Raw genomic sequence first — 21,178 nt, 5'->3', positions numbered from 1 at the left:
CCGGCGATTGGGGCTCTGCCCCCTTGGCCTTCGGCCAATTCCCCCGAGGTATTTGGAAAACCAAAGAAGACATGAGCCGGATCGACGACCTTCCCCCCTTGCGCGAGGTGATCGCGCAGCACCAGCTTTCGGCGCGCAAGTCGCTGGGGCAGAACTTTCTGCTGGACCTGAACCTGACGGCGCGGATCGCCCGGGTGGCGGGCGACCTGAGCGAAACCGACGTGCTGGAGGTGGGCCCCGGTCCCGGCGGGTTGACCCGTGGCCTGCTGGCCGAGGGCGCCCGCAAGGTGCTGGCGGTGGAAAAGGATGCACGCTGCCTGCCCGCGCTGGGGGAGATCGCGGCCGCCTATCCCGGGCGCCTGGAGGTGATCGAGGGCGACGCGCTGGAGATCGACCCCTCGGCGCATCTGGTCGCGCCCTATGCGATCTGCGCCAACCTGCCCTACAACGTCGGCACGGAACTGCTGGTGCGCTGGCTGACGCCGCGCGATTGGCCACCGGCCTGGAAATCGCTCACGCTGATGTTCCAGAAGGAAGTCGCCGAACGCATCGTGGCAGAGCCGGGGTCAAAGGCCTATGGCCGCCTTGCCCTGTTGGCGCAATGGCGCTGCGACGCGCGCATCGCCCTGACTCTTCCGCCGGGGGCCTTTACCCCGCCGCCCAAGGTCAGCTCTGCCGTGGTGCATCTGACCGCCCTGCCCGCGCCGCGGTTCGAGGCGGATGCGAAGGTGCTGGAACGGGTGGTCGCTGCGGCCTTCAACCAGCGGCGCAAGATGCTGCGTGCGGCGCTGAAGGGACTGTCGCCGCAGATCGAGGATCACCTGGCCGCAGCAGGCATCGCGCCGACGGAACGCGCCGAACGCGTTCCGCTGGAAGCCTTCTGCGCGCTGGCCCGCAGTCTCGCCGCAGGCTGAGCGCCCCGGCGCCGGTCTTACTCGGCGGCGTCCGGGGTCGAGCTGTCGCCCTCGGCCGGGGCGCTTGCGGCGGGGGCCTCATCGGCCTCCGCGGCTTTGGGCTCGGGCTTTTTGCGGGGTTTGCGCGGAGCGCGCGGCTTCTTGGGTTTTTCCTCGGCCTTGGCGGGCGCCTCCTCGGCGGGGGCGGCCTCTTCCGGTGCCTTGGCAGGTTCGGCTGCCTTCGCGGGTTCGGGCGCCTTGGCGGGTTCCCTGGCCGGGGTCTTTACCTCGGGCTGTGCCTCGGCACGCGACTCGGGTGTATCGACCAGGCCGGGCCCGTCGTCCTCGGCACCGAAATCGACCACGTCGGAGTCCATAGAGGCGGTTTCAGGCTGTTGCTGGGGCGCGCGCTCCTTGCGGGCGGGCTTGTCAGCCTTTTCAGGCTTGTCCGTACGCTCGGGCCTGTCGGATTTCTCGGGGCGGTCGCTCTTGTCGGCCTCGCCCCCGTCGCGCTGCTGGCGGTCGCGGTCGCGCTGTGCCTGGCGGTCGCGGTTTTCCCGTTCCTGCTGCTCGCGGCGCTGTTCCTGTTCGCGCTGCGCCTCTCCCAACATCCGGAGGTAGTGTTCTGCGTGCTGCTGAAAGTTTTCGGTTGCCACGCGGTCGTTGCCAAGTGCGGAGTCGCGGGCCAATTGATTGTATTTGTCTATGATCTGCTGCGGCGTACCGCGCACCTTGCCCTCGGGGCCGTTGCTGTCGAACACACGGTTGACGACGTTGCCCAGCGAGTTGCGGTTGCGGTTGTTCTTGTTCCGCGAGCGGGATTTGGAAGAACGCATGTTGTCTGGTTTCCAGCCTTATTTCGACGGCTTGGTGACAGGTTACGGCGCATCCTGCGCCAATCCGGTAGGGTCACCTTCATGTTGGCTTGTCGTTGATCGGGATTGGCCGAAGGCCATTCGACTGATCAACTGTCCATGAATATGCATATGGCCCGCGCAGAGACAAGTCAAAATGCCGAAAAACCGTCATATTCGGCAGGAAAATGTCGTTATCCGGGGCTGCGTGTCCCCAACACCACCCTGTCGCGCCCCGCAAGGTCCGGGATCACCCGCACGCCGCGCAGACCGGCCTGCGTGAACAGTTTCGACACCGCCATGCCCTGGGCCGCGCCGATTTCCACGATCAGCCGTCCGCCGGGCGCCAGCACGCAGTTCAGTCCCGCCAGGATGGCCCGATAGGCGCTCAGCCCGTCGCCCTCGTCGGTGAGGGCCAGGCGCGGTTCGTGTTCGCGTACCTCGGGGGCGAGAAAGGGCATCTCGTTCACCGCGATATAGGGCGGGTTCGACACCACGAGGTCGAACTCGCCGTCCGCCGGTGTCAGCGCCTCGTACCAGCTGCCCTCACGCAGGTCCGCCCGCGCCTCCAGCCCCAGCGCGTTGCGGTTCCAATAGGCCACGTTCAGCGCCGGCGGGCTGAGATCCGTGCCCAGGCCCACCGTGCCTTCGCGTTCCGCCAGCAACGTCAGCAGGATGCAGCCGGACCCGGTGCCAAGATCCAGCACCGTGGCAAAAGGTTCGGTCAGGGCCACCTCGATCAGGGTTTCCGTCTCGGGGCGCGGGTCCAGCGCCTCGGGGGTGACCAGGAAATCGCGCCCGTAGAAGGCCCGGCGCCCGACCAGGTGGCTGACCGGCACGCGGTCGGCGCGGCGTTCGACCAGGGTCAGGAAGACCACCTCCAGCTCGGGGTCAACGGGCTCCGGCAGGAACAGCGTCAACCGCCCGGGCGGCACCTTGAGCACATGCGCCATCAGCCGCCGGGCGTCGCGCCCCGGGTCCGGCACCTCTGCCACGACCAGTCGCGCGGTGGCGCGTGCCAGCAGATCGGATCCGCGTGCCAAGGCCTCAGCCCTCCATCTCGGCCAGTTGCGCGGCCTGGGCATGGGCGGTCAAGGCATCGACGATCTCGTCGAGGTCGCCGGCCATGACCTGCTCCAGCCGGTACAGCGTCAGCCCGATACGGTGATCGGTCAGCCGGCCCTGCGGGAAGTTGTAGGTTCGGATGCGTTCGGACCGGTCGCCAGAGCCCACCTGCGCCTTGCGGTCGGCAGAGCGTTCCGCGTCGGCCTGCTGGCGCTGTTGGTCGAACAGCCGCGCGCGCAGCACCTGCATGGCGATCTCGCGGTTGCGGTGCTGGCTTTTCTCCGAGCTCGTGACCACGATGCCGGTGGGGATATGGGTGATGCGCACCGCCGAATCCGTGGTGTTGACGTGCTGGCCGCCCGCCCCGGACGACCGCATGGTGTCGATGCGCAGATCATTCGCGTCGATCCGGATGTCGACCTCTTCGGCCTCGGGCAGCACGGCAACGGTGGCGGCAGAAGTATGGATGCGCCCGCCCGATTCCGTCTCGGGCACGCGTTGCACCCGATGCACGCCGCTTTCGTATTTCAGCCGGGCAAAGACGCCCTCTCCGGCGATCCGCACCACCAGTTCGCGCACGCCGCCCAGTTCCGAGAGCTGCTCCTCGACCACTTCCCAGCGCCAGCCCTTGGCCTCGGCATAGCGCTGGTACATGCGCGCCAGGTCACCCGCGAACAGCGCCGCCTCGTCACCGCCGGTGCCGGGGCGGATCTCCAGCATGGCGGGCCGCGCATCGGCCGCATCGCGCGGCAAGAGCGCCAGCTGGACCGCGTGCTCGGCCTCGGGGAGGCGCGCGCGCAGGTCCGGCAGCTCTTCCTCGGCCAGGGCCTTCATCTCGGGATCGGCCAACAGCGCCTCCGCCTCGGCGATCTCGGCCACCAGCCGCTCCCATTCGGCGATCTGGCTGACCACGGGGCGCAGTTCGGCATATTCACGGCCCAGCGCGGCAATATCGCCCTCACCCGCGGACATGCGGGCCTCGACGTATTCCAGCCGTTCCTTGATCTGTTGGAGTCGCTCTGTCGGGATCATCCGGGATGCATTGCCCATCCCGCGCGGGCCGTCAAGCCGCCGCGCACAGGCGCCGGGCCTGTTCACCGGCGACACCGCAAGCGAATGCCACACGGCACCCGCCGTCGACGGGACGGCGGGCGCGGCGTAGTCCCGGCGCCGCCGGGACAAGCGCCGTCAGACCTGCGCCGAAAACCGTGCGGTCTCGGGCCTACAACCGGCCCAGCCAGTCATCCACACGCGCCCGGTTCACGCCCAGGTCCGACTGCCCGAACCGCGCCCGCGCCCAAAGCTCGAGCACGTCGCCGTTCTGGCGCACGGTGGTGTAATCCGGGAACCCCATCCACAAGGAGCGCGTGATGTAGGTGACCTGCCCCTCCGCGACGCTGCCCGCCAGGACCTCTGTCCGGGGGGTTTCAAGGATGATCGCGTGCAGACGGGCAAAGCCGTCGTCGCCCGCAGCGATGCGCCGGCGCACCCCCGCGGCCAGGTCCTGGTCGGCCGTCACCTTGGGATCGACGTGCCAGACCGCCGGGTCCGAAGGTGCCAGGCGGATCCAGGCCAGCCCGCCCAGGATCACAAGCAAAAGGATGAGGAATACCAAGCGCACCTGCTGTCTCTATCTCCGGATTAACCCTTGGCAGGGGGCATGCCACGCCCCCGCCCGATTCTGAAAGCCAAGGTTTCGCAACACCCCGTCACGTCACCGTGCCCGCCGCGTCCAACCCCAGAGACACAGCAGTTCCATGCCGACATGCGCCGCCGCCACCGCCGTTGCCCCGGTGGTATCGAAGGGCGGAGAGACCTCGACCACGTCGCCGCCTTTCATGTCGATGCCCGCCAGGTGGCGCAGGATCACCGCGGCCTGGTGGCTGCTGAGCCCACCCCAAACCGGCGTGCCGGTGCCCGGCGCAAAGGCCGGGTCCAGGGCGTCGATGTCGAAGGTGATGTAACAGGGCTGGGCGCCCACGATCTCGTGTACCCGCTCGGCGATCCGCTCGGGCCCGTCCCGGTGCACCTGCCGCGCGTCCAGGATGTTGAAGCCCATGGTATCCGGATTGTCCGTCCGAATGCCGATCTGGACCGAGCGTTCCGGCACCACGATCCCCTCTTTCGCGGCCTTGTACATGAAGGTCCCGTGATCGACCCGCGTGGCATCGTCGTCGGCCCAGGTGTCCGTATGGGCATCGAACTGGATCACGCTCAGCGGCCCGTGTTTCTCGGCATGGGCGCGCAGGCAGCCATGCGTGACCGAGTGATCGCCGCCCAGCACGACACAGGCCGCCCCCGCGTCCAGGATGCCGCCCACATGTTGCGCGATCTTCGCCGGTACCTCCGAGGGCATGGCATAGTCGAAGGCCATGTCGCCGTAATCCGCGATGGCGAACTCTGACAACACGTCATAGCCCCAGCCGTAGGGCGCATCGCAGGGTTGCAGCAGCGAGGCCTCGCGGATCGCGCGCGGCCCCAGCCGCGTACCGGGCCGGTTGGTCACCGCCTGGTCGAAGGGCAGGCCCGTCACGGCGATGTCCACACCCGCCAGGTCCTTGGTGTACTTGCGTCGCAGGAAAGACGGCGCGCCGGCAAAGACGTTCTCGAAGGACGGTCCCTTGAGGTCCTCGCGGGTGAAGGCGTGGTCGATCTGGCGCTTGGCGTCTTCAAGGCTCATGCGGTTGGTCCTGTTGATGGCGGGGAAAGGGGACGCAGCCCCCTCTGTGCGCCAGGCGCGCACTCACCCCGGAGGTATTTTAGCCCAAGGAAACACGCAGGGTCAGCCCAGCGGCAAGGCCTTTTCCACGAGGCGGGCGAAAAAGCTGGCCCCCACCGGCGCTATCTGGTCGTTGAAATCGTACTGCGGGTGGTGGCAGACCGGCGTGTCTCCCTGGCCCAGGAAGAGATAGGCCCCGGGCCGGGCCTCCAGCATGTAGGAGAAATCCTCGCCCGGCATGATCGGCGGCGCGTCCAGGTCGACGGCCTCGGCGCCGACGACCTCGCGCGCGACCCCTGCCGCGAATTCCGCCTGCTCCGGGTGGTTGATCGTCGGTGGATAGCCTTCGATGTAGTCCAGTTCGGCGCTCATGCCGAAGCTCCTGGCCTGGAACTCGGCGATCTCACCCATGCGGGTCTTGACCACGGCCTGCACGTCCTTGTCGAAATAGCGCACGGTACCGTTCAGCAGGGCGGTTTCCGGCACGATGTTCATGGCGCTGCCGGTGTGGATCTGGGTGACGCTGACCACCAGCCGGTCCAGCGCGTCGACGTTCCGGCTGACGATGGTCTGCAGCGCCTGAACCATCGAGGCGGCACAGACCACGGGGTCGCGGGTCTGGAAGGGCATGGCACCATGCCCGCCCTGCCCGGTGATCTTGATCGTGAACTCGTCCACCCCCGCCAGCAGCGCGCCGCGGTTGGTGTGCATATGCCCCACCGCTCCTCCGGGCATGTTGTGGATGCCATAGACCTCGTCGATGCCGAACCGGTCCATCATGCCCTCTTCGACCATGATGCGCCCGCCGCCCTCGTTTTCCTCGGCGGGCTGGAAGATCAGCGCCACCTTACCCGAGAAATTGCGCGTCTCGGCCAGGTATTTCGCCGCGCCCAGCAGCATGGTCGTATGCCCGTCATGGCCACAGGTATGGGCCATGCCCGGCACTGTCGAGGCATGGTCCGTCCCCGAGAGATCCTCCATCGGCAGGGCATCCATGTCCGCGCGCAGCCCGATGGTGCGGCCCGGCCCCTGCCCTTCGATGATGGCGACAACGCCGGTGCGCGCGATACCGGTATGGATCTCGGTGATGCCGAAGCCCTTGAGCTTGTCCACCACGAATTCCGCGGTCTTGTAACAGTCCAGTCCCAGTTCCGGGTGCTGATGCAGGTGACGCCGCCAGGCGGTCATCTCGGGTTCGAGCGCGGCGATGGAATTGACGATGGGCATGGGCGGGTCTCCTTTGGGCATCAGACTGCCTGCTTGGCGCGGCATTGAAAAGGGGCAGGACGGCGCGCGGTTTGCCAAGGTCGAATTGGGGTATTTCACCCAAGAAGAAACCAGGGGCGCGCGCCCTGCTTCTTCTTGGGTAAAAAACCCAAAATGTTGCGACACTCACCCCAGCGCGTGACGTTTCTCGATCAACCGGGCAAAGAAACTGGCGCCGATGGGGGCCACCGCATCGTTGAAGTCGAAGGCCGGATGATGCGCAGACGGGCCGATCCCCTGTCCGAGGAAGAGAAAGGCGCCCGGCCGCGCCTCGAGCATGTAGGAGAAATCCTCTGCCCCCATTTCCGGCGGCAGGTCGTCGACGACGCGCGAAGAGACCTCGCGCGCGATATCCACAGCAAAGCGCGTCTGGTCATCGTGGTTGATGGTCGGCGGATAGCTGCGCCGGTAGTCCAGCAGCGCCTCGACATCGTAGCCCTCGGCGACGCGGGTCGCGATCCGGCGGATGCGGTCTTCGGCCATGTCACGCACCTGCGGGGTGAGGCTTCGGACGGTGCCGCCCAGCGTGACCTCCTCGGGGATGATGTTGGTGGCGGTACCGCCGTGGAACATGGTGAGCGAGACCACCAACGACCCCAGCGGATCGGTGTTGCGCGAGACCACCGTCTGCAGCGCCTGGCCGATGGCAAGTGCGGCGGGCATCGGGTCACGGCAGGTCTCGGGATAGGCGGCGTGACCGCCCTGCCCGCGAATGCGCAGGGTGAAATCATCCACCGATCCCATGATCGGCCCGGGACAGGTCCGGAATTCTCCCAGCTCACCAAAGGGGTCGGTGTGCAGGGCGTAGACCTCCTCGACGCCGAACCGGTCCATGATCCCTTCCTCGACCATGATCCGCCCGCCGCCAACGCTTTCCTCGGCCGGTTGAAAGATCAGCACGACGCGGCCAGTGAACCGGCGCGTTACAGACAGGTATTTCGCGGCGCCCAGCAACATGGCCGTATGACCGTCATGGCCGCAGGCATGCATCCGGCCCGGCACGGTGCTGGCCCATTGGGCGCCGGTCTCTTCCTGCATGGGCAGGGCGTCCATGTCTGCGCGCAGCCCTGTCACGGGTCCCGGTCCCTGCCCTTCGATCACCGCCACCACGCCGCTTGTCGCAATGCCCTCGTGGATCTCGGTGATGCCCATTTCGCGCAGTCGGGCGACGACAAAGCGCGCCGTCTCGTGGCATTGCAGGCACAGCTCGGGGTGCATGTGCAGATGGCGGCGCCACCCGGTCATTTCCTCGGCAAAGCCTGCGATCCTGTTTACCACCGCCATGACTGGACTCCCCTGTCGTGTTCCCGCATGTCGGGGACATAGAGGCCAAAGCCGGAGCGGATGCAATGAGCGACGACCTGATCCATGACCCGAAGGGCGGGATGCCCCGCTTGCTGGAAATCATGCGGCGGCTGCGCGATCCCGAAACGGGCTGTCCCTGGGACCTGGAGCAGACCTTCGCCACAATCGCGCCCTACACGATCGAAGAGGCCTACGAGGTATCGGACGCGATCGAGCGCGAATCCTGGGACGAGCTGAAGGGAGAGCTGGGAGACCTGCTGTTCCAGTCGGTCTTTCATGCGCAGATGGCCGATGAGGCCGGGCTCTTCACCTTCGACGAGGTGGCCGACGGCATGTCGGACAAGATGGTGGCGCGGCATCCGCATGTCTTCGGTGACGAGAGCCGGGACAAGAGCGCCGACCAGCAGACCCGCGACTGGGAGACGATCAAGGCCGCCGAACGCGCCGCCAAGGCCGAAAGCGGCGTTCTGGACGGTGTGGCGCTGGGTCTGCCGGCGCTGTTGCGCGCGGTCAAACTGCAGAAACGGGCGGCGCGCGTGGGGTTCGACTGGCCCACCACTGACGAGGTCATGGACAAGGTCGCCGAGGAGATGGACGAGCTGCGGCAGGCCGAGGACGCGGCGCATCGCTTCGAGGAATTCGGCGATCTGCTGTTTGTCATGGCCAACCTCGGGCGGCACATGGGGATCGACCCCGAGGCGGCCTTGCGGGCCGCGAATGCCAAGTTCACCCGCCGGTTCGGCGCCATCGAGGCCGCCCTGGCAGACCAGGGGCGCCGGCCCGAGGACAGCGACCTGCAAGAAATGGATGCGCTCTGGGACGCGGCAAAGGCGGTGGAAAAGGCGCAGAAGGGCTGAGCGCTCAGCCGTAGCCCAGCACCAGCAGGACCAGCGGAATCGTGACGATGGCGGCCAGCGTCTGCGCCGTGACCAGACCCGCCATCAGCGTTCCGTCCCCGCCCAATTGCCGCGTCAGCACATAGGCCGTGGGCGCCGTGGGGATGGCGGAAAAGACCACCAGGACCAGCGCCTCGACGCCGTCCAGGCCAAAGACCAGCGCCACGCCAGCCGCCAGGATCGGCATCCCAAGAAGGCGCAGCGCGGCGTTTCCGCCCACCACCAGCCCGTCCCGCCCCAGGGCACGGGGCTGCAGCGCGGCGCCGACGCAGAGCAGTCCCAGCGGGAGGCTGCCCCGCGCCAGCAGCTCCATGAACGTGCCGAGACCATAGGGAAGACCCAGGCCCAGCAGCGCCAGCGAGATCCCGGCAAGACAGGCCAGAATCAACGGGTTCTTCAGCATCGTCCGGACCAGGGCGCCGGGACGGCCCAGCACCTCGCGTTCGCTCAGCGCCATGATCGAAAGCACGTTGACCACGGGCACGCAGATCGCCAGGTAGACCGCCGCCCTCTCGATACCGACGTCACCGGCAAGGCTCGCCGTGACGGCCAGCCCGAGATAGGTATTGAACCGGACCGTCCCCTGCAACGCGGGACCGAACCGGGCCGCCGGCGCCGGAAAGAGCCTCCGGGCCAGCGCAAGACCAACCGCCGCCAGCAGGATCACCACCAGCGCCGCCGCTCCCAGCCGCAGGATCTGCGGATCGCCCAGCGGCGCATCGACGAGGCTGGAGACCAGCAGCGCCGGGAACAGCAGGAAATAGTTGATCCGTTCCGCCGCGGGCCAGAAACCCGCGTCCGGAAACCCCTTGCGGGCCAGGACATAGCCCAGGCAGATCAGGGCAAAGAGCGGCCAGATCGTGATGAAGAGCACGGGGCGGCCCCTGTCGTGACGGGAACGGAAACCGGGAACAGAAAAAACGGCGCGCCCCGAAGGCACGCCGTTCCATCCTCACCCGAACAGGTGAAAAGAGCGGCTTACTGCGCGTCCGAGATGAACTTGACCGCGTCGCCGAAGGTCTGGATGGTTTCGGCCGCGTCGTCGGGGATCTCGATGCCGAACTCTTCTTCGAAGGCCATCACCAGTTCCACGGTGTCCAGGCTGTCGGCGCCCAGATCGTCGATGAAGGAAGCCGATTCCGTCACTTTCTCTTCTTCGACGCTCAGGTGCTCGACCACAATCTTCTTCACGCGATCTGCGATGTCGCTCATGTCTCTTCCTCACAAGTCTGTCGGGCATGTCGCCCATTCTGCCCTGCCCGTGGCGTGGCGTCTTTTTGCCCTGACGGGCGGCTCGATCCCCCGGCACCCCGGGTGGGCCGGCTGCGTACGATGGCACGCAACCGTCCGGAAATCTGCGCGGCCTATAGCACAGGCGACGGGGATGGCAAACGCTTTCCCACGCCGCAGTGCAACAGGCTCTGGCGCCTACAACATGGCCATGCCGCCGTTGACGTGCAACGTGGTTCCCGTGACGTAAGCCGCCTCGGGGCTGGCCAGGTAGAGCACGCCGGCGGCGATCTCTTCGGGCGTGCCCATGCGGCCGGTGGGAATCTGGGTCAGGATGGCGCTTTTCTGGTCATCGGTCAGCTTGTCGGTCATCGCGGTCTCGATGAAACCGGGCGCGACGGCGTTCACGGTGATGCCGCGGCTGGCGACCTCGTAGGCCAGCGACTTGGACATGCCCACCATGCCCGCCTTGGCGGCGGCATAGTTGCCCTGCCCGGGATTGCCGGTGGCCCCCACGACGGAGGAAATGTTCACGATCCGGCCCCAGCGCGACTTCATCATGCCGCGCAGCACACCTTTGCAGAGCTTGAAGGTCGCCGTCAGGTTCACGTCCAGCACGCTTTGCCATTCGTCATCCGACATGCGCATGAACAGGTTGTCACGGGTGATCCCGGCGTTGTTCACCAGGATGTCGACGCTGCCCATCGCCTCGGCGGCCTGTTTCGGCAGCGCGGCGACGGCCTCGGCATCGTCCAGCTTGCAGGGCAGCACGAAGGCGCGCTCACCCAGTTCGGCGGCCAGCGCCTCCAGCGGCTCTACCCGGGTGCCAGACAGGCCCACGTTGGCGCCAGCGCCGTGCAGCGCCTTGGCAATGGCCCCGCCGATGCCGCCCGAGGCCCCGGTGATCAGCGCGGATTTTCCCGTCAGATCGAACATGCTTGCTTCCTCTCTGTCATTCCTTTGTCAGGGCCTCAGCCCTGCGCGGCCTCGACGGCGGCGGTCACATCCGCCGGCGTGCCGATGTTGCGCACCGTCGCGGGGCGGTGGATGCGGCGCACCATGCCTGACAAGGCCTTGCCCGCGCCGATTTCCCAGAACTCCTCGACCCCGTCCTCGACCATGCGCGCGACGGATTCGCGCCAGCGGACCGCGCCGCAAATCTGCGCCTCCAGCAGCGCACGGATGCGGTCGGGATCATTCACCGGCGCCGCCTCGACGTTCGAAACCACCGGAACGGCGGGCGCCTTGATCGTGACCTCGGCCAGTGCCGCTGCCATCTCCTCGGCGGCGGGTTGCATCAGGGCGCAGTGGAACGGAGCGGAGACGGGCAGCATGACGGCGCGTTTGGCGCCCGCCACTTTGGCGATCTCGACGGCACGTTCGACGGCAGCCTTCTGGCCGGAAATCACCACCTGGCCGGGATCGTTGTCATTGGCAGCGGCGACGACATCGCCCTGCGCGGCCTCTTCGGCCACCTTGCGCACCGCCTCCAGGTCCAGCCCCAGCAAAGCCGCCATCGCGCCTTCGCCCACCGGAACGGCGGCCTGCATGGCCTGCCCGCGCTTGCGCAGCAGGCGGGCCGCATCGGCGACGGTCAGCGCACCGGCGGCGGTCAGCGCGGAATACTCCCCCAGCGAGTGACCGGCGACAAAGGCCGCCTTGTCGATGCCCACGCCCTCGGCCTCGAGCGCGCGCATGGCCGCCATCGAGGTGGCCATCAGCGCCGGCTGGGCGTTCTGGGTGAGGGTCAGGGTCTCGATCTCGCCGTCCCAGATCAGCGCCGAGAGCTTTTCCCCCAGCGCCTCGTCGACCTCGTCAAAGACGGCGCGGGCCGCCGGATAGGCCTCGGCCAGGTCGCGGCCCATGCCGATGGTCTGTGCCCCCTGCCCGGGAAAGATGAATGCGCGGCTCATGCCCCTCTCCTCACCGTGAAATTGCGTCCGCCTGCCTTACTAGCCCGCGGAGGGTTGCGCAATCACCTGAGGGGGCGGGACTGAGCCGCGGGGATCAGCCGTCCTCGCCGCGCAGGCGCAGCGACATGCCAAGGGCCGCGCTCAACATGAGGCAGGACAGGCCCAGCTTGAACGGCACCAGGATCGGCGCACCCAGACCCATCGGCGCGATCCACATCAGGTAGGCCACCAGCGCCAGTACGCAGCCCCCTATCCGGCGCAGCAGGCCCTCGGGCAGGCGTGGCAGGGAAAAGGTGGACCCAAGCGCATGGGAGGCGTTGAAGTCTGTCAGGGCCATGAATATCGCTCCGGTTGTTGGTTAATGGCAGATTAACCGAGCGATTGTGCCCGGAATGCGGCACCGAGGGGGAATTCCGGGGACCGCGCGCCCTCTTGCGCCACGCGCCGATCCGTGTATACGGAGCGCTCTCTTCGCAACGACGTTTACCCGCGCAGTCTCTCGTGGGCAGGGCGCGAAGGGACCAGGCCCCTGCCCTATGAAATGCGCCATGATAGAAATGGAGTGCACATGCCGCTTTACGAGCATGTATTCATCTCGCGTCAGGATCTGTCCAACGCGCAGGCCGAAGGCCTTGTCGAACATTTCAGCACCGTCCTCGCGGACAACGGCGGCAAGGTCGTCGAAAGCGAGTACTGGGGCGTCAAGACGATGGCCTACAAGATCAACAAGAACCGCAAGGGCCACTACGCCTTCCTCAAGACCGACGCACCCGCGACGGCCGTTCAGGAAATGGAACGCCTGATGCGCCTGCACGACGACGTCATGCGCGTTCTCACCATCAAGGTCGACGGCCACGACGAAGGCCCCTCGATCCAGATGCAGAAACGTGACGAGCGCGACGGCCGCCGTGAGCGCCGGAACCGCGACTGAACCTGAAGAAGAGGAGATAACTCATGGCTGCAAAACCGTTTTTCCGCCGCCGCAAGGTCTGCCCCTTCTCGGGCGACAACGCACCCAAGATCGACTACAAAGACACCCGTCTGCTGCAGCGCTACATCAGCGAACGCGGCAAGATCGTGCCCTCGCGCATCACCGCCGTCTCGGCCAAGAAGCAGCGTGAACTGGCCCGCGCCATCAAGCGCGCCCGCTTCCTCGCCCTGCTGCCCTACGCCGTGAAGTAAGGAGTCCGCATCATGCAAGTCATCCTTCTCGAACGTGTGGCCAAGCTGGGCCAGATGGGCGACGTCGTCGACGTCAAGCCCGGTTTCGCACGCAACTACCTGCTGCTTCAGGGCAAGGCGCTGACCGCCTCGAAAGAGAACATCGCCCAGTTCGAAGAGCAGAAAGCCCAACTCGAGGCACGCAACCTCGAGACCCGCAAAGAGGCCGAAGCCCTGGGCGAGCGTCTGGACGGACAGAAGTTCGTCGTGATTCGCTCGGCATCGGACGGCGGCAACCTCTACGGCTCGGTCACCACCCGTGACGCGTCGAACGTGGCCACCGAAAACGGCTTCTCGATCGACCGCAAGCAGGTGATCATCCGCCAGCCGATCAAGGAACTGGGCCTGCACGAGGTCGAGGTGCACCTGCACCCCGAAGTCATGGTCGTCATCACCCTGAACGTCGCACGTTCGCCCGAAGAGGCCGAACTGCAGGAATCGGGCAAGTCGATCCAGGACCTGGCCGCCGAGGAAGAGGCACAGGCCGAATTCGAGGTCAGCCAGCTGTTCGACGACATCGGCAGCGCCGCATCCGACGACGACGAGGGCGATGCCGCCCCCGCCCGTTCGGACGAGGCCGCCGAAGGCGACGACGACTGATCCAGCGACCTTTCGCAGGACGAAAATTCAACCGCGCCGGAACGAACCGGCGCGGTTTTTTCATGTTTATCAGCGCCTTGTCGCACCGATACATATAAACTTCATAAAACCGTAACGTTCATTTCACGTTGCCGGATCACATCTGCGCCTGTTGGAAGCCGCCGCAACACGCGGGCGGCTTTGCCAAGTATGCAAGCTGATATGAGGCCAGCCATGAAGAAATCTGACATTGTCGATCTGTCTTGGGACGATTTCGACGAGATGCGCGACCCGCGCCCTGCCCAGACCGATTTTGATGCCGTTGTCGAACGCGCCATCTCGCGCCGCGGTTTCCTGGGCGGTGCGCTGGCCTTCGGTTCGGGCGCTGCCGTCTTCGGCGCCGGTGTCCTGAGCTCGGCCACCTCGGCCCGCGCACAGGCCGCCGCCTTCGATTTCGAGCCGATCGACATCGCCACCGATTTCGACATCCACGTCCCCGCCGGTTACCAGTGGAAGCCGCTGGTGCGCTGGGGCGATGCCCTGTGGTCCGAGGCTGATGGCGCCTATTCGCCGGAAACCGGCGTGCCCGCCGACATGGCCGACAAGGTCTTTGGCGAGAACACCGACGGGATGGAGCTCTTCTCCATCGACGGCAAGCAGGTCATCGCGGTGAACTCGGAATACGTGAACCCCAAGATCAACCTGCCCGCCGCCAGCGAAGGCATGCCGAAAAGCGCCGAGGAAGTGCAGCTTCTCAAGCACATGCAGGGTGTGACCGTGATGGAAGTGGCCGACAGCGGCGACGGTTTTGCCGTGGTCAAGGACAGCCCCTTCAACCGCCGCATTCACCATGACACCCAGATGGTCATGGATGGTCCCGCCGCCGGCTCCGACCTGGTCAAGACCAGCGCCGACCCTGAGGGCATGACTCCGCTGGGCACGATGAACAACTGTGGCTCGGGCCGCACGCTGTGGAACACCTACCTGACCTGCGAAGAAAACTTTAACGGCTACTTCGGTGCGACCGGCGAATACGACGCGACCGAGGGTTTCAAGCGCTACGGCATCGGTGGCGAAGGCCGCTATGCCTACGAAAAGTTCGACCCGCGTTACGACCTGTCGAAAGAGCCGAACGAACCCCACCGCCACGGCTGGGTGACGGAAATCGACCCCGCCGACCCGACCAGCGCGCCGATCAAGCACACTGCCTTGGGCCGGTTCAAGCACGAGAACGCCGCGATGGTGCAGGCCGCCGACGGCCGGATCGTCGTCTACATGGGCGACGACGAGCGCGGCGAATTCATGTACAAATACGTCTCGAACGGCACCTGGGCCGAGGGTGAGCCCACCGACGGCCTGCTGTCGGACGGCACGCTGTATGTCGCCAAGTTCAACGACGACCAGACCGGCGAATGGCTGGCCCTGACCCCGGAAACCACCGACATGCCGATCGAGGAAATCCTCGTCCACGCGCGCATCGCCGGCTCCAAGGTCGGCGCCACCACGATGGACCGTCCGGAATGGATCGCCGCCCACCCGCTGAAGGCCGAGGCCTATTGCGCCCTGACCAACAACAAGAACCGCGGCATCAAGCCGAACGCCGGTGGCGACGAAACCCCGGTCGGCGGCCCGAACCCGCGCGAGACCAACAACTACGGTCAGATCGTGCGCTGGACGCCTGAAGGCGACGACCACGGCGCAGAGGCCTTTGCCTGGGATCTCTATGTCATGGCGGGCAACCCCGAGGTCTATGACAACGCCTACGGTGGCTCCGCCAATGTCACGCCGGGCAACATGTTCAACTCGCCCGACGGCATGGCCTTTGACACCAAGGGTCTGCTCTGGATCCAGACCGACGGCGATTACAGCAACGAAGGTGACTTTGCCGGCATGGGCAACAACCAGATGCTGGTCGGCAACACGGACACGGGTGAAATCGCCCGCTTCCTGACCGCCCCCTACGGCGCCGAAGTGACCGGCCTGTGCTGGTCCGAGGACCGCAAGGTCGCCTTTGTCGGCATCCAGCACCCGGGCGGGTCCTGGCCCGACGGCGCCGGCAAGCCGCGCTCCTCGGTCATCGCCGTCTGGCGCGAAGACGGCGCGGCCATCGGCTGAACGCCCTCCCCTGAGTGACAGGAAACCGCGCGGGCCAGGCCCGCGCGGTTTTTCGTTTCCGAAACATGCGAAAAGGCATGATCTCCATGCCGTTCCCGGCAATATTCCGGCGATCACTCTCCGGCTATCTCCTCGGAGCCGCGCGCGCCATGTCGCGCCCACACGAGGACATTGAAAATGAAAATTGATCGCACCCTGCTCATTCTGCCGCTGGTGGCCCTGGCCGCCTGCACTGCCCCGATGGACCGCGCCTACACGCTGGACGGGCCGCGCAACGCCATGTTCGACACCGACCTGGCGCAGTGCAAGGATGCCGCCCATGCCTACCGCAACGGCGCACACAAGGACGGCGCCCTGACAGGTGCCGCGGCTGGCGCCCTCATCGGGGCGCTGGACGAAGAGGACGACCGCCTGGGCGGCGCGGTCGGGGGCGCCGCCTTTGGCGCGCTGGCCGGGGTCGCGGCCGCCGAAGAGGAGTTGAGCGCAGAGCGGCGCAATGTCGTGATCCGCTGCCTTCAGGGCCGCGGCCATCGGGTCATCGGCTGAGGCCACCGCGGCTGGCGCCGAAAGTTGCCCCCGGGCCGGGGAGACTTTCGTGCCATGCCGCCCCGCCGGGTTTGCCTTGGGACCGGGGGGCGCCTAAACATGGGGCAACGACCAAGGAGATCCCCGTGACCCAGGAACACCCCGTCTACGGCCGCATCGACGGCCCCATCGTCATCATCGGCTTCGGCTCGATCGGCAAGGGCGTCTGGCCCCTGATCGAACGCCATTTCGACTATGACGCCGACAAGCTGACCGTGATCGAACCGGACGCCGGCCAGGCCAATTTCCTGCGCCAGCACAAGCTGAACCACCTTCAGGTGGCGCTGACACCCGACAACTACCGCGAGGTGCTGGGCGGGCTGTTCCCGGACGGCAAGGGCTTTTGCGTCAACCTTTCAGTCGACACCTCTTCGCTGGACCTGATGAAATTCTGCCGCGAGATCGGCGTGCCCTACATCGACACCGTGGTCGAACCCTGGGCGGGCTACTATTTCGGCACCACGGACAATGCCGCGCGCACCAACTATGCCCTGCGCCAGGCCGTGCGGGACGAAAAGGCCCGCAACCCGGGCGGCACCACGGCGCTCAGCTGCTGCGGCGCCAACCCCGGCATGGTCAGCTGGTTCGTCAAGGAGGCGCTTTTGACGCTGGCCAGGGACACGGGCCGCAACGCGACCCCGCCGACGGACCGTGAAGGCTGGGCAAGGCTGATGATGTCTCTGGGCGTCAAGGGCGTCCACATCGCCGAGCGCGACACGCAGGCCCGCCGCCTGCCCCGCCCACGCAATGTCTTCGTCAACACCTGGTCGGTCGAGGGCTTCATCGCCGAGGGGTTCCAGCCCGCAGAGCTGGGCTGGGGTACGCATGAGACCTGGTTCCCCGAAAACGGCCACCGCCAGGACAGCGGCTGCCAGGCCGGGATCTGGCTGGAACGGCCCGGCGCCATCACCCGCGTCCATACCTGGTGCCCCACGCCGGGGCCGCAGTTCGGGTTCCTGGTGACCCATAACGAGGCGATCTCGATCTCGGACTATTACACCGTGGGCGAAGGCGCCCACCCGGAGTTCCGCCCGACCTGCCACTATGCCTATCACCCCTGCGACGACGCGGTGCTGTCGCTGCACGAGATGTTCGGCTCCGGTCAGCAGCAGGTGAAACACCACATCCTGACCGAGGACGAGATCGTCGAGGGCATCGACGAGCTGGGCGTGCTGCTCTTCGGGCATGAGAAGAACGCGCTCTGGTTCGGCTCGCGCCTCTCCAACGACGAGGCACGCGACCTTGCCCCCTACCAGAACGCTACCGGCCTGCAGGTGACATCTGCCGTGTTGGCGGGCATGGTCTGGGCGCTGGAGAACCCGAACGCGGGCATCGTCGAAACCGACGAGATCGACCACGCGCGGTGCCTGGAGGTCCAGCGCCCCTACCTCGGCCCGGTCGAGGCGCATTACACGGACTGGACCCCGCTGCAGGACCGCTGGGAGCATTTCCCCGAGGACATCGACGAAAGCGATCCCTGGCTGTTCCGGAACGTCCTCGCCAGCTGATCCGCCCCCGGCAGCCCTGCTGCCGGGCGACGCCACACACATCTTGTGCGCTTGCCGCAGGGCAGGATTCCGAGGTTTCGGAGGCGTCCAGCGCCTCCGGGCCCCCTTTTTCTCGTGGTTCGGCGGGTTTGACCTAGGTAAATCAGGATCTTGGACCGTTCCGGCTATGATCGAGATCGTGAGGACCAGTTGGAGGGTCAACGAGATCGAGTCCTCACCTAGGGAGAGGAGTTCCAAAATGAAGGTTCTTTACGCGACTGTTTGTGCTTTTCTCGTCGCCGCCCCCGTGCATGCGCAGGATCCTGATATCGCAGCCGGAGAGCGGGAGTACATGGTGGCTTGTGCAGGCTGCCACGGAGAGTCAGGCAAGGGCGACGGCCCCCTTGCCGGCATTCTCGAAATCCATACGCCCAGCCTGACCACGATCACCGAGCGAACGGGCGGCGGGGATTTTCCGTTCTACAACACGCTGAAACTGATCGATGGCCGCGACGTCCGGGCGCATGGCGGCGCAATGCCCATCTGGGGGGAACGTTTCCGGGCCTCTGCAACCAGCCAGCGCGGAGAGACCGAGGAAATGGTCGCGCGCGGTCGCATCCTTTCGCTCGTCTACTACCTCCAGTCGATCCAGGAGCAGCAGTAATCTCCGAAGGAAGAGATCGCATACGGACCTCCCCTGACCGCGCTTCAACACGCGGTCAGGGAAACGGTGGTCTGCGCTCACCGCCGCGCCAAATTAGGTCCAACCAAGAAAAAAGCCGCCCCGAGAGGCGGCTTTTCCATATTTCACATAGGCCTGACGATCACTCGTCGTCCAGCGCCTCGACGGCTTTCTGCAGCTCGTCCTTGGTGATTTCCTTCTCGGACACCTGGGCCTGTTCGACGATGTGGTCGACAACCTTGTCCTCGAAGATCGGCGCGCGCAGCTGCTGTTGCATCTGCGGATTCTGGCGGACGTATTCGAAGAACTCACGCTCCTGTCCCGGGTACTGGCGGGCCTGGTTCATGATCGCCTGGGTCATCTCGGCTTCGGAAACCTCGACCTCGGCTTTCTGGCCCAGCTCGGCCAGCAGCAGGCCAAGGCGCACGCGGCGCTCGGCCAGCTTGGTGTGCTCTTCGGTCGGCTCGATCTTGTCGTGGTTGTGGTCGTGGACGTCGGGGTTTTCCTCGTGCCACAGCTGGTGCGCGATCTGGCCGGCCTCGGCCTCGACCAGGGTCGGCGGCAGCTCGAAGGAGACCAGCTCGTCCAGCTTGTCCAGCAGGGCGCGCTTCATCACCTGGCGCGCGGCGCCGGCGTATTCGGCCTCGAGCCGCTCACGGATCTGGTTCTTCAGGCTTTCGAGATCCTCGGCACCGAACTTCTGGGCCATCTCGTCGTTGATCTCGGCGGCCTTGGGCGCCTTGACGGCCTTGACGGTCACGTCAAAGACCGCGTCCTTGCCGGCCAGGTGTTCTGCGCCGTATTCCTCGGGGAATTTCACCTCGACGGCCTTCTCGTCACCGGCGGAGACACCGACCAGCTGCTCTTCGAAGCCGGGAATGAACGAGCCGGAGCCCAGCGCCAGCGGGTAGTCCTCGGCGGCGCCGCCTTCGAAGGCCTCGCCGTCGACCTTGCCGACGAAGTCGATGACCACCTGGTCGCCGTCCTCGGCCGCGCCGTCCTTGTCCTCGAAGTCCTGAGCCGAGGAGGCCAGCGATTCCAGCGCCTCGTCAACGGCGGCGTCGTCGGCCTTGACCACCAGCCGCTCCAGCACGATGCCGGAGGCGTCGAACTCGGGGACCTCGGGCAGGGCTTCGTAGGTCATCTCGACGTGGATGTCGTCGCCTTCTTTCCAGTCCTCGTTGGTCATCTTGACCTCGGGCTGCAGCGCCGGGCGATCGCCCGAGTCCTCGAAGTGCTGGTTCATCGCACCGTCGATGACTTCCTGCATGGTCTCGCCCAGCACGCGCTGGCCGAACTGCTTTTTCAGCAGCGGCATGGGGACCTTGCCCTTGCGGAAACCCTTCATCTCGATGTCGGGCTGCGCTTCTTTCAGCTTTTCGGTGACTTTCTCGTCCAGCTCGGACGCCGTCACGGTGATGGCGTAGCCGCGCTTGAGGCCTTCGTTCAGCGTCTCGGTGACCTGCATGTCTCTTCCCTCGGAATTCAAGCGCCCCGGAAACCGGGGCGCGTCTGGTCGGCGAATTTGGCACCTTCTATTGCCCGCGGCGCCCGCGCGCAAGCCGCTTTCAGGCGCTTGTGCGCAGGGTTTCGGCCTGCATTCGCTGATAATGCGGCAGGGCGGCGTCATGCACGGCCGCCAGCTCCGGGGCCACGGCGGGCAGCGGCCCTTCGGCCCCGGCAAAGCCGGTGGACCGGTGCACCGCGTCGTACCAATGGCTTGCCCAGACGCCGTCATCGGCGTGGCCGCCCGCGGGCCAGGCCAGCATCGCCGGATCGAAATCCAGCCCGATGGCCGCGCAGAGCGCGCCAAGCGCCGCCTCCGGCGCGCGCCGAATATCGTGGCTGTCGATCACCGCATAGCGCCAGCCGCGGGCGCGGACCGCGTCGAAGATCGCGCATTGCTGGGCAAAGCCGATGTCCGCAAGGGTCGGATTCTCGCGCTTGGCGGCATAGCTGGCCAACACGCGGGCCGGGTGACGGATCAGGAAGACATGCGCCGCCTCGCTGGCCCAGTCGAGGCTGTCGCCCTGCAGGTGGTGATGGGTCATCAGCTTGAGATAGAAATGCGCCTGCCCGCCCGGCGCGGGGGCGGCACACCGCCGGGCGACCTCTGCCGGGTCGGGGATGCCGGCGGCGATGATCTCTGCCCCCATCGGATGCGCGATCCCGGTACGGGACAGGTAAGCCGCGTAAAAGGGTTCATCCCAGACGCCACAGTCGTCCCGGGCCCCAAAGGCATACATCATCGCGGTCGACAGGTTGCGCGGTCCGGACCAGCAGGCGATGTTCATGGGCTTTTGTCCCCGTCATGGCTGTTTCTCGTCGCGCCTTTCTGCGCCGAAACGGCGCCCGCGTCGAGCGTTGC

At 66.3% G+C, this 21,178-nt stretch carries 23 protein-coding genes; 9 read left to right on the top strand and 14 right to left on the bottom strand.

Going from position 1 to position 21,178, the window contains the following annotated elements; all coding sequences use genetic code 11:
• Window positions 1-71: 71 nt before the first annotated feature.
• Window positions 72-914 carry a 16S rRNA (adenine(1518)-N(6)/adenine(1519)-N(6))-dimethyltransferase RsmA gene (gene rsmA, locus G9Q80_RS00385; protein WP_069208831.1) on the top strand — a complete coding sequence of 281 codons (843 nt, stop codon included), beginning with the start codon at window positions 72-74 and terminating at the stop codon, window positions 912-914.
• 17 nt (window positions 915-931) lie between these two features.
• On the opposite strand, the gene G9Q80_RS00380 is transcribed toward rsmA, so the two are convergent.
• From G9Q80_RS00380 to G9Q80_RS00350, 7 genes are all read right to left on the bottom strand, one after another.
• A complete protein-coding gene (locus G9Q80_RS00380; RefSeq protein WP_088714026.1) occupies window positions 932-1,729 on the bottom strand; it encodes a DUF4167 domain-containing protein in 798 nt (265 codons plus the stop codon).
• Window positions 1,730-1,941: 212 nt separating this feature from the next.
• Window positions 1,942-2,832 (bottom strand): peptide chain release factor N(5)-glutamine methyltransferase, encoded by an 891-nt coding sequence (gene prmC / locus G9Q80_RS00375; RefSeq protein WP_088714027.1) that lies wholly within the window; start codon window positions 2,830-2,832, stop codon window positions 1,942-1,944.
• On the bottom strand, window positions 2,795-3,844 hold the full coding sequence (gene prfA / locus G9Q80_RS00370) for a peptide chain release factor 1 (RefSeq protein ID WP_043143755.1): 1,050 nt from the start codon (window positions 3,842-3,844) through the stop codon (window positions 2,795-2,797). The genes prmC and prfA overlap by 38 nt, the downstream gene beginning before the upstream one ends.
• A gap of 190 nt (window positions 3,845-4,034) precedes the next feature.
• On the bottom strand, window positions 4,035-4,433 hold the full coding sequence (locus tag G9Q80_RS00365) for a DUF1499 domain-containing protein (RefSeq protein WP_074620819.1): 399 nt from the start codon (window positions 4,431-4,433) through the stop codon (window positions 4,035-4,037).
• Window positions 4,434-4,526: 93 nt separating this feature from the next.
• The gene (gene speB, locus G9Q80_RS00360; RefSeq protein WP_088714028.1) at window positions 4,527-5,492 is read right to left on the bottom strand and encodes an agmatinase; all 966 of its coding nucleotides are present in this window, start codon (window positions 5,490-5,492) and stop codon (window positions 4,527-4,529) included.
• Between the two features lie 102 nt (window positions 5,493-5,594).
• On the bottom strand, window positions 5,595-6,758 hold the full coding sequence (locus G9Q80_RS00355; RefSeq protein WP_088714029.1) for a M20 aminoacylase family protein: 1,164 nt from the start codon (window positions 6,756-6,758) through the stop codon (window positions 5,595-5,597).
• Window positions 6,759-6,923: 165 nt separating this feature from the next.
• Window positions 6,924-8,081, bottom strand: a complete 1,158-nt coding sequence (locus tag G9Q80_RS00350) for a M20 aminoacylase family protein (RefSeq protein ID WP_088714030.1) — start codon at window positions 8,079-8,081, stop codon at window positions 6,924-6,926.
• Between the two features lie 65 nt (window positions 8,082-8,146).
• Between G9Q80_RS00350 and mazG the strand changes: the two genes are divergently transcribed.
• The gene (gene mazG / locus G9Q80_RS00345; RefSeq protein WP_088714031.1) at window positions 8,147-8,959 is read left to right on the top strand and encodes a nucleoside triphosphate pyrophosphohydrolase; all 813 of its coding nucleotides are present in this window, start codon (window positions 8,147-8,149) and stop codon (window positions 8,957-8,959) included.
• Window positions 8,960-8,963: 4 nt separating this feature from the next.
• Here mazG and G9Q80_RS00340 read toward each other — a convergent pair whose 3' ends face one another.
• From G9Q80_RS00340 to G9Q80_RS00320, 5 genes are all read right to left on the bottom strand, one after another.
• Window positions 8,964-9,872: an AEC family transporter gene (locus tag G9Q80_RS00340; protein WP_088714032.1), complete on the bottom strand. Its 909-nt coding sequence runs from the start codon at window positions 9,870-9,872 to the stop codon at window positions 8,964-8,966.
• A gap of 104 nt (window positions 9,873-9,976) precedes the next feature.
• Window positions 9,977-10,210: an acyl carrier protein gene (locus G9Q80_RS00335; protein ID WP_043143437.1), complete on the bottom strand. Its 234-nt coding sequence runs from the start codon at window positions 10,208-10,210 to the stop codon at window positions 9,977-9,979.
• A 216-nt stretch (window positions 10,211-10,426) separates the two neighbouring features.
• Window positions 10,427-11,164, bottom strand: a complete 738-nt coding sequence (gene fabG, locus G9Q80_RS00330) for a 3-oxoacyl-[acyl-carrier-protein] reductase (RefSeq protein ID WP_043143436.1) — start codon at window positions 11,162-11,164, stop codon at window positions 10,427-10,429.
• Between the two features lie 35 nt (window positions 11,165-11,199).
• Window positions 11,200-12,141 (bottom strand): ACP S-malonyltransferase, encoded by a 942-nt coding sequence (gene fabD, locus G9Q80_RS00325; RefSeq protein WP_088714033.1) that lies wholly within the window; start codon window positions 12,139-12,141, stop codon window positions 11,200-11,202.
• Window positions 12,142-12,235: 94 nt separating this feature from the next.
• On the bottom strand, window positions 12,236-12,478 hold the full coding sequence (locus G9Q80_RS00320) for a hypothetical protein (RefSeq protein ID WP_043143434.1): 243 nt from the start codon (window positions 12,476-12,478) through the stop codon (window positions 12,236-12,238).
• Window positions 12,479-12,709: 231 nt separating this feature from the next.
• On the opposite strand from G9Q80_RS00320, the gene rpsF reads away from it, so the two are divergent.
• The 7 genes from rpsF to G9Q80_RS00285 all read left to right on the top strand — a co-directional run bounded on the left by rpsF (window position 12,710) and on the right by G9Q80_RS00285 (window position 18,792).
• Window positions 12,710-13,072 (top strand): 30S ribosomal protein S6, encoded by a 363-nt coding sequence (gene rpsF, locus G9Q80_RS00315; RefSeq protein ID WP_043143433.1) that lies wholly within the window; start codon window positions 12,710-12,712, stop codon window positions 13,070-13,072.
• A gap of 23 nt (window positions 13,073-13,095) precedes the next feature.
• Window positions 13,096-13,323, top strand: coding sequence for a 30S ribosomal protein S18 (gene rpsR / locus G9Q80_RS00310; RefSeq protein ID WP_005982441.1), 228 nt, complete (start codon window positions 13,096-13,098; stop codon window positions 13,321-13,323).
• Between the two features lie 12 nt (window positions 13,324-13,335).
• Window positions 13,336-13,962, top strand: coding sequence for a 50S ribosomal protein L9 (rplI, locus tag G9Q80_RS00305; protein WP_043143426.1), 627 nt, complete (start codon window positions 13,336-13,338; stop codon window positions 13,960-13,962).
• 213 nt (window positions 13,963-14,175) lie between these two features.
• Window positions 14,176-16,056, top strand: a complete 1,881-nt coding sequence (locus G9Q80_RS00300) for a PhoX family protein (protein ID WP_088714034.1) — start codon at window positions 14,176-14,178, stop codon at window positions 16,054-16,056.
• Between the two features lie 177 nt (window positions 16,057-16,233).
• Window positions 16,234-16,602 (top strand): glycine zipper domain-containing protein, encoded by a 369-nt coding sequence (locus G9Q80_RS00295; RefSeq protein ID WP_043143423.1) that lies wholly within the window; start codon window positions 16,234-16,236, stop codon window positions 16,600-16,602.
• 125 nt (window positions 16,603-16,727) lie between these two features.
• Window positions 16,728-18,149, top strand: coding sequence for a homospermidine synthase (locus tag G9Q80_RS00290; protein ID WP_088714035.1), 1,422 nt, complete (start codon window positions 16,728-16,730; stop codon window positions 18,147-18,149).
• A gap of 238 nt (window positions 18,150-18,387) precedes the next feature.
• Window positions 18,388-18,792: a c-type cytochrome gene (locus tag G9Q80_RS00285; RefSeq protein ID WP_043143421.1), complete on the top strand. Its 405-nt coding sequence runs from the start codon at window positions 18,388-18,390 to the stop codon at window positions 18,790-18,792.
• A gap of 160 nt (window positions 18,793-18,952) precedes the next feature.
• On the opposite strand, the gene tig is transcribed toward G9Q80_RS00285, so the two are convergent.
• On the bottom strand, window positions 18,953-20,278 hold the full coding sequence (gene tig, locus G9Q80_RS00280) for a trigger factor (RefSeq protein WP_088714036.1): 1,326 nt from the start codon (window positions 20,276-20,278) through the stop codon (window positions 18,953-18,955).
• Between the two features lie 100 nt (window positions 20,279-20,378).
• On the bottom strand, window positions 20,379-21,104 hold the full coding sequence (locus tag G9Q80_RS00275; protein WP_043143417.1) for a sulfotransferase-like domain-containing protein: 726 nt from the start codon (window positions 21,102-21,104) through the stop codon (window positions 20,379-20,381).
• Between the last annotated feature and the right edge of the window lie 74 nt (window positions 21,105-21,178).

Source organism: Mameliella sp. LZ-28, assembly GCF_012274245.1.
Taxonomy (GTDB): Bacteria; Pseudomonadota; Alphaproteobacteria; order Rhodobacterales; family Rhodobacteraceae; genus Antarctobacter; species Antarctobacter albus.
Note: the sequence above shows the minus strand (reverse complement) of the source record. Positions and strands in the feature narration are given on the sequence as shown.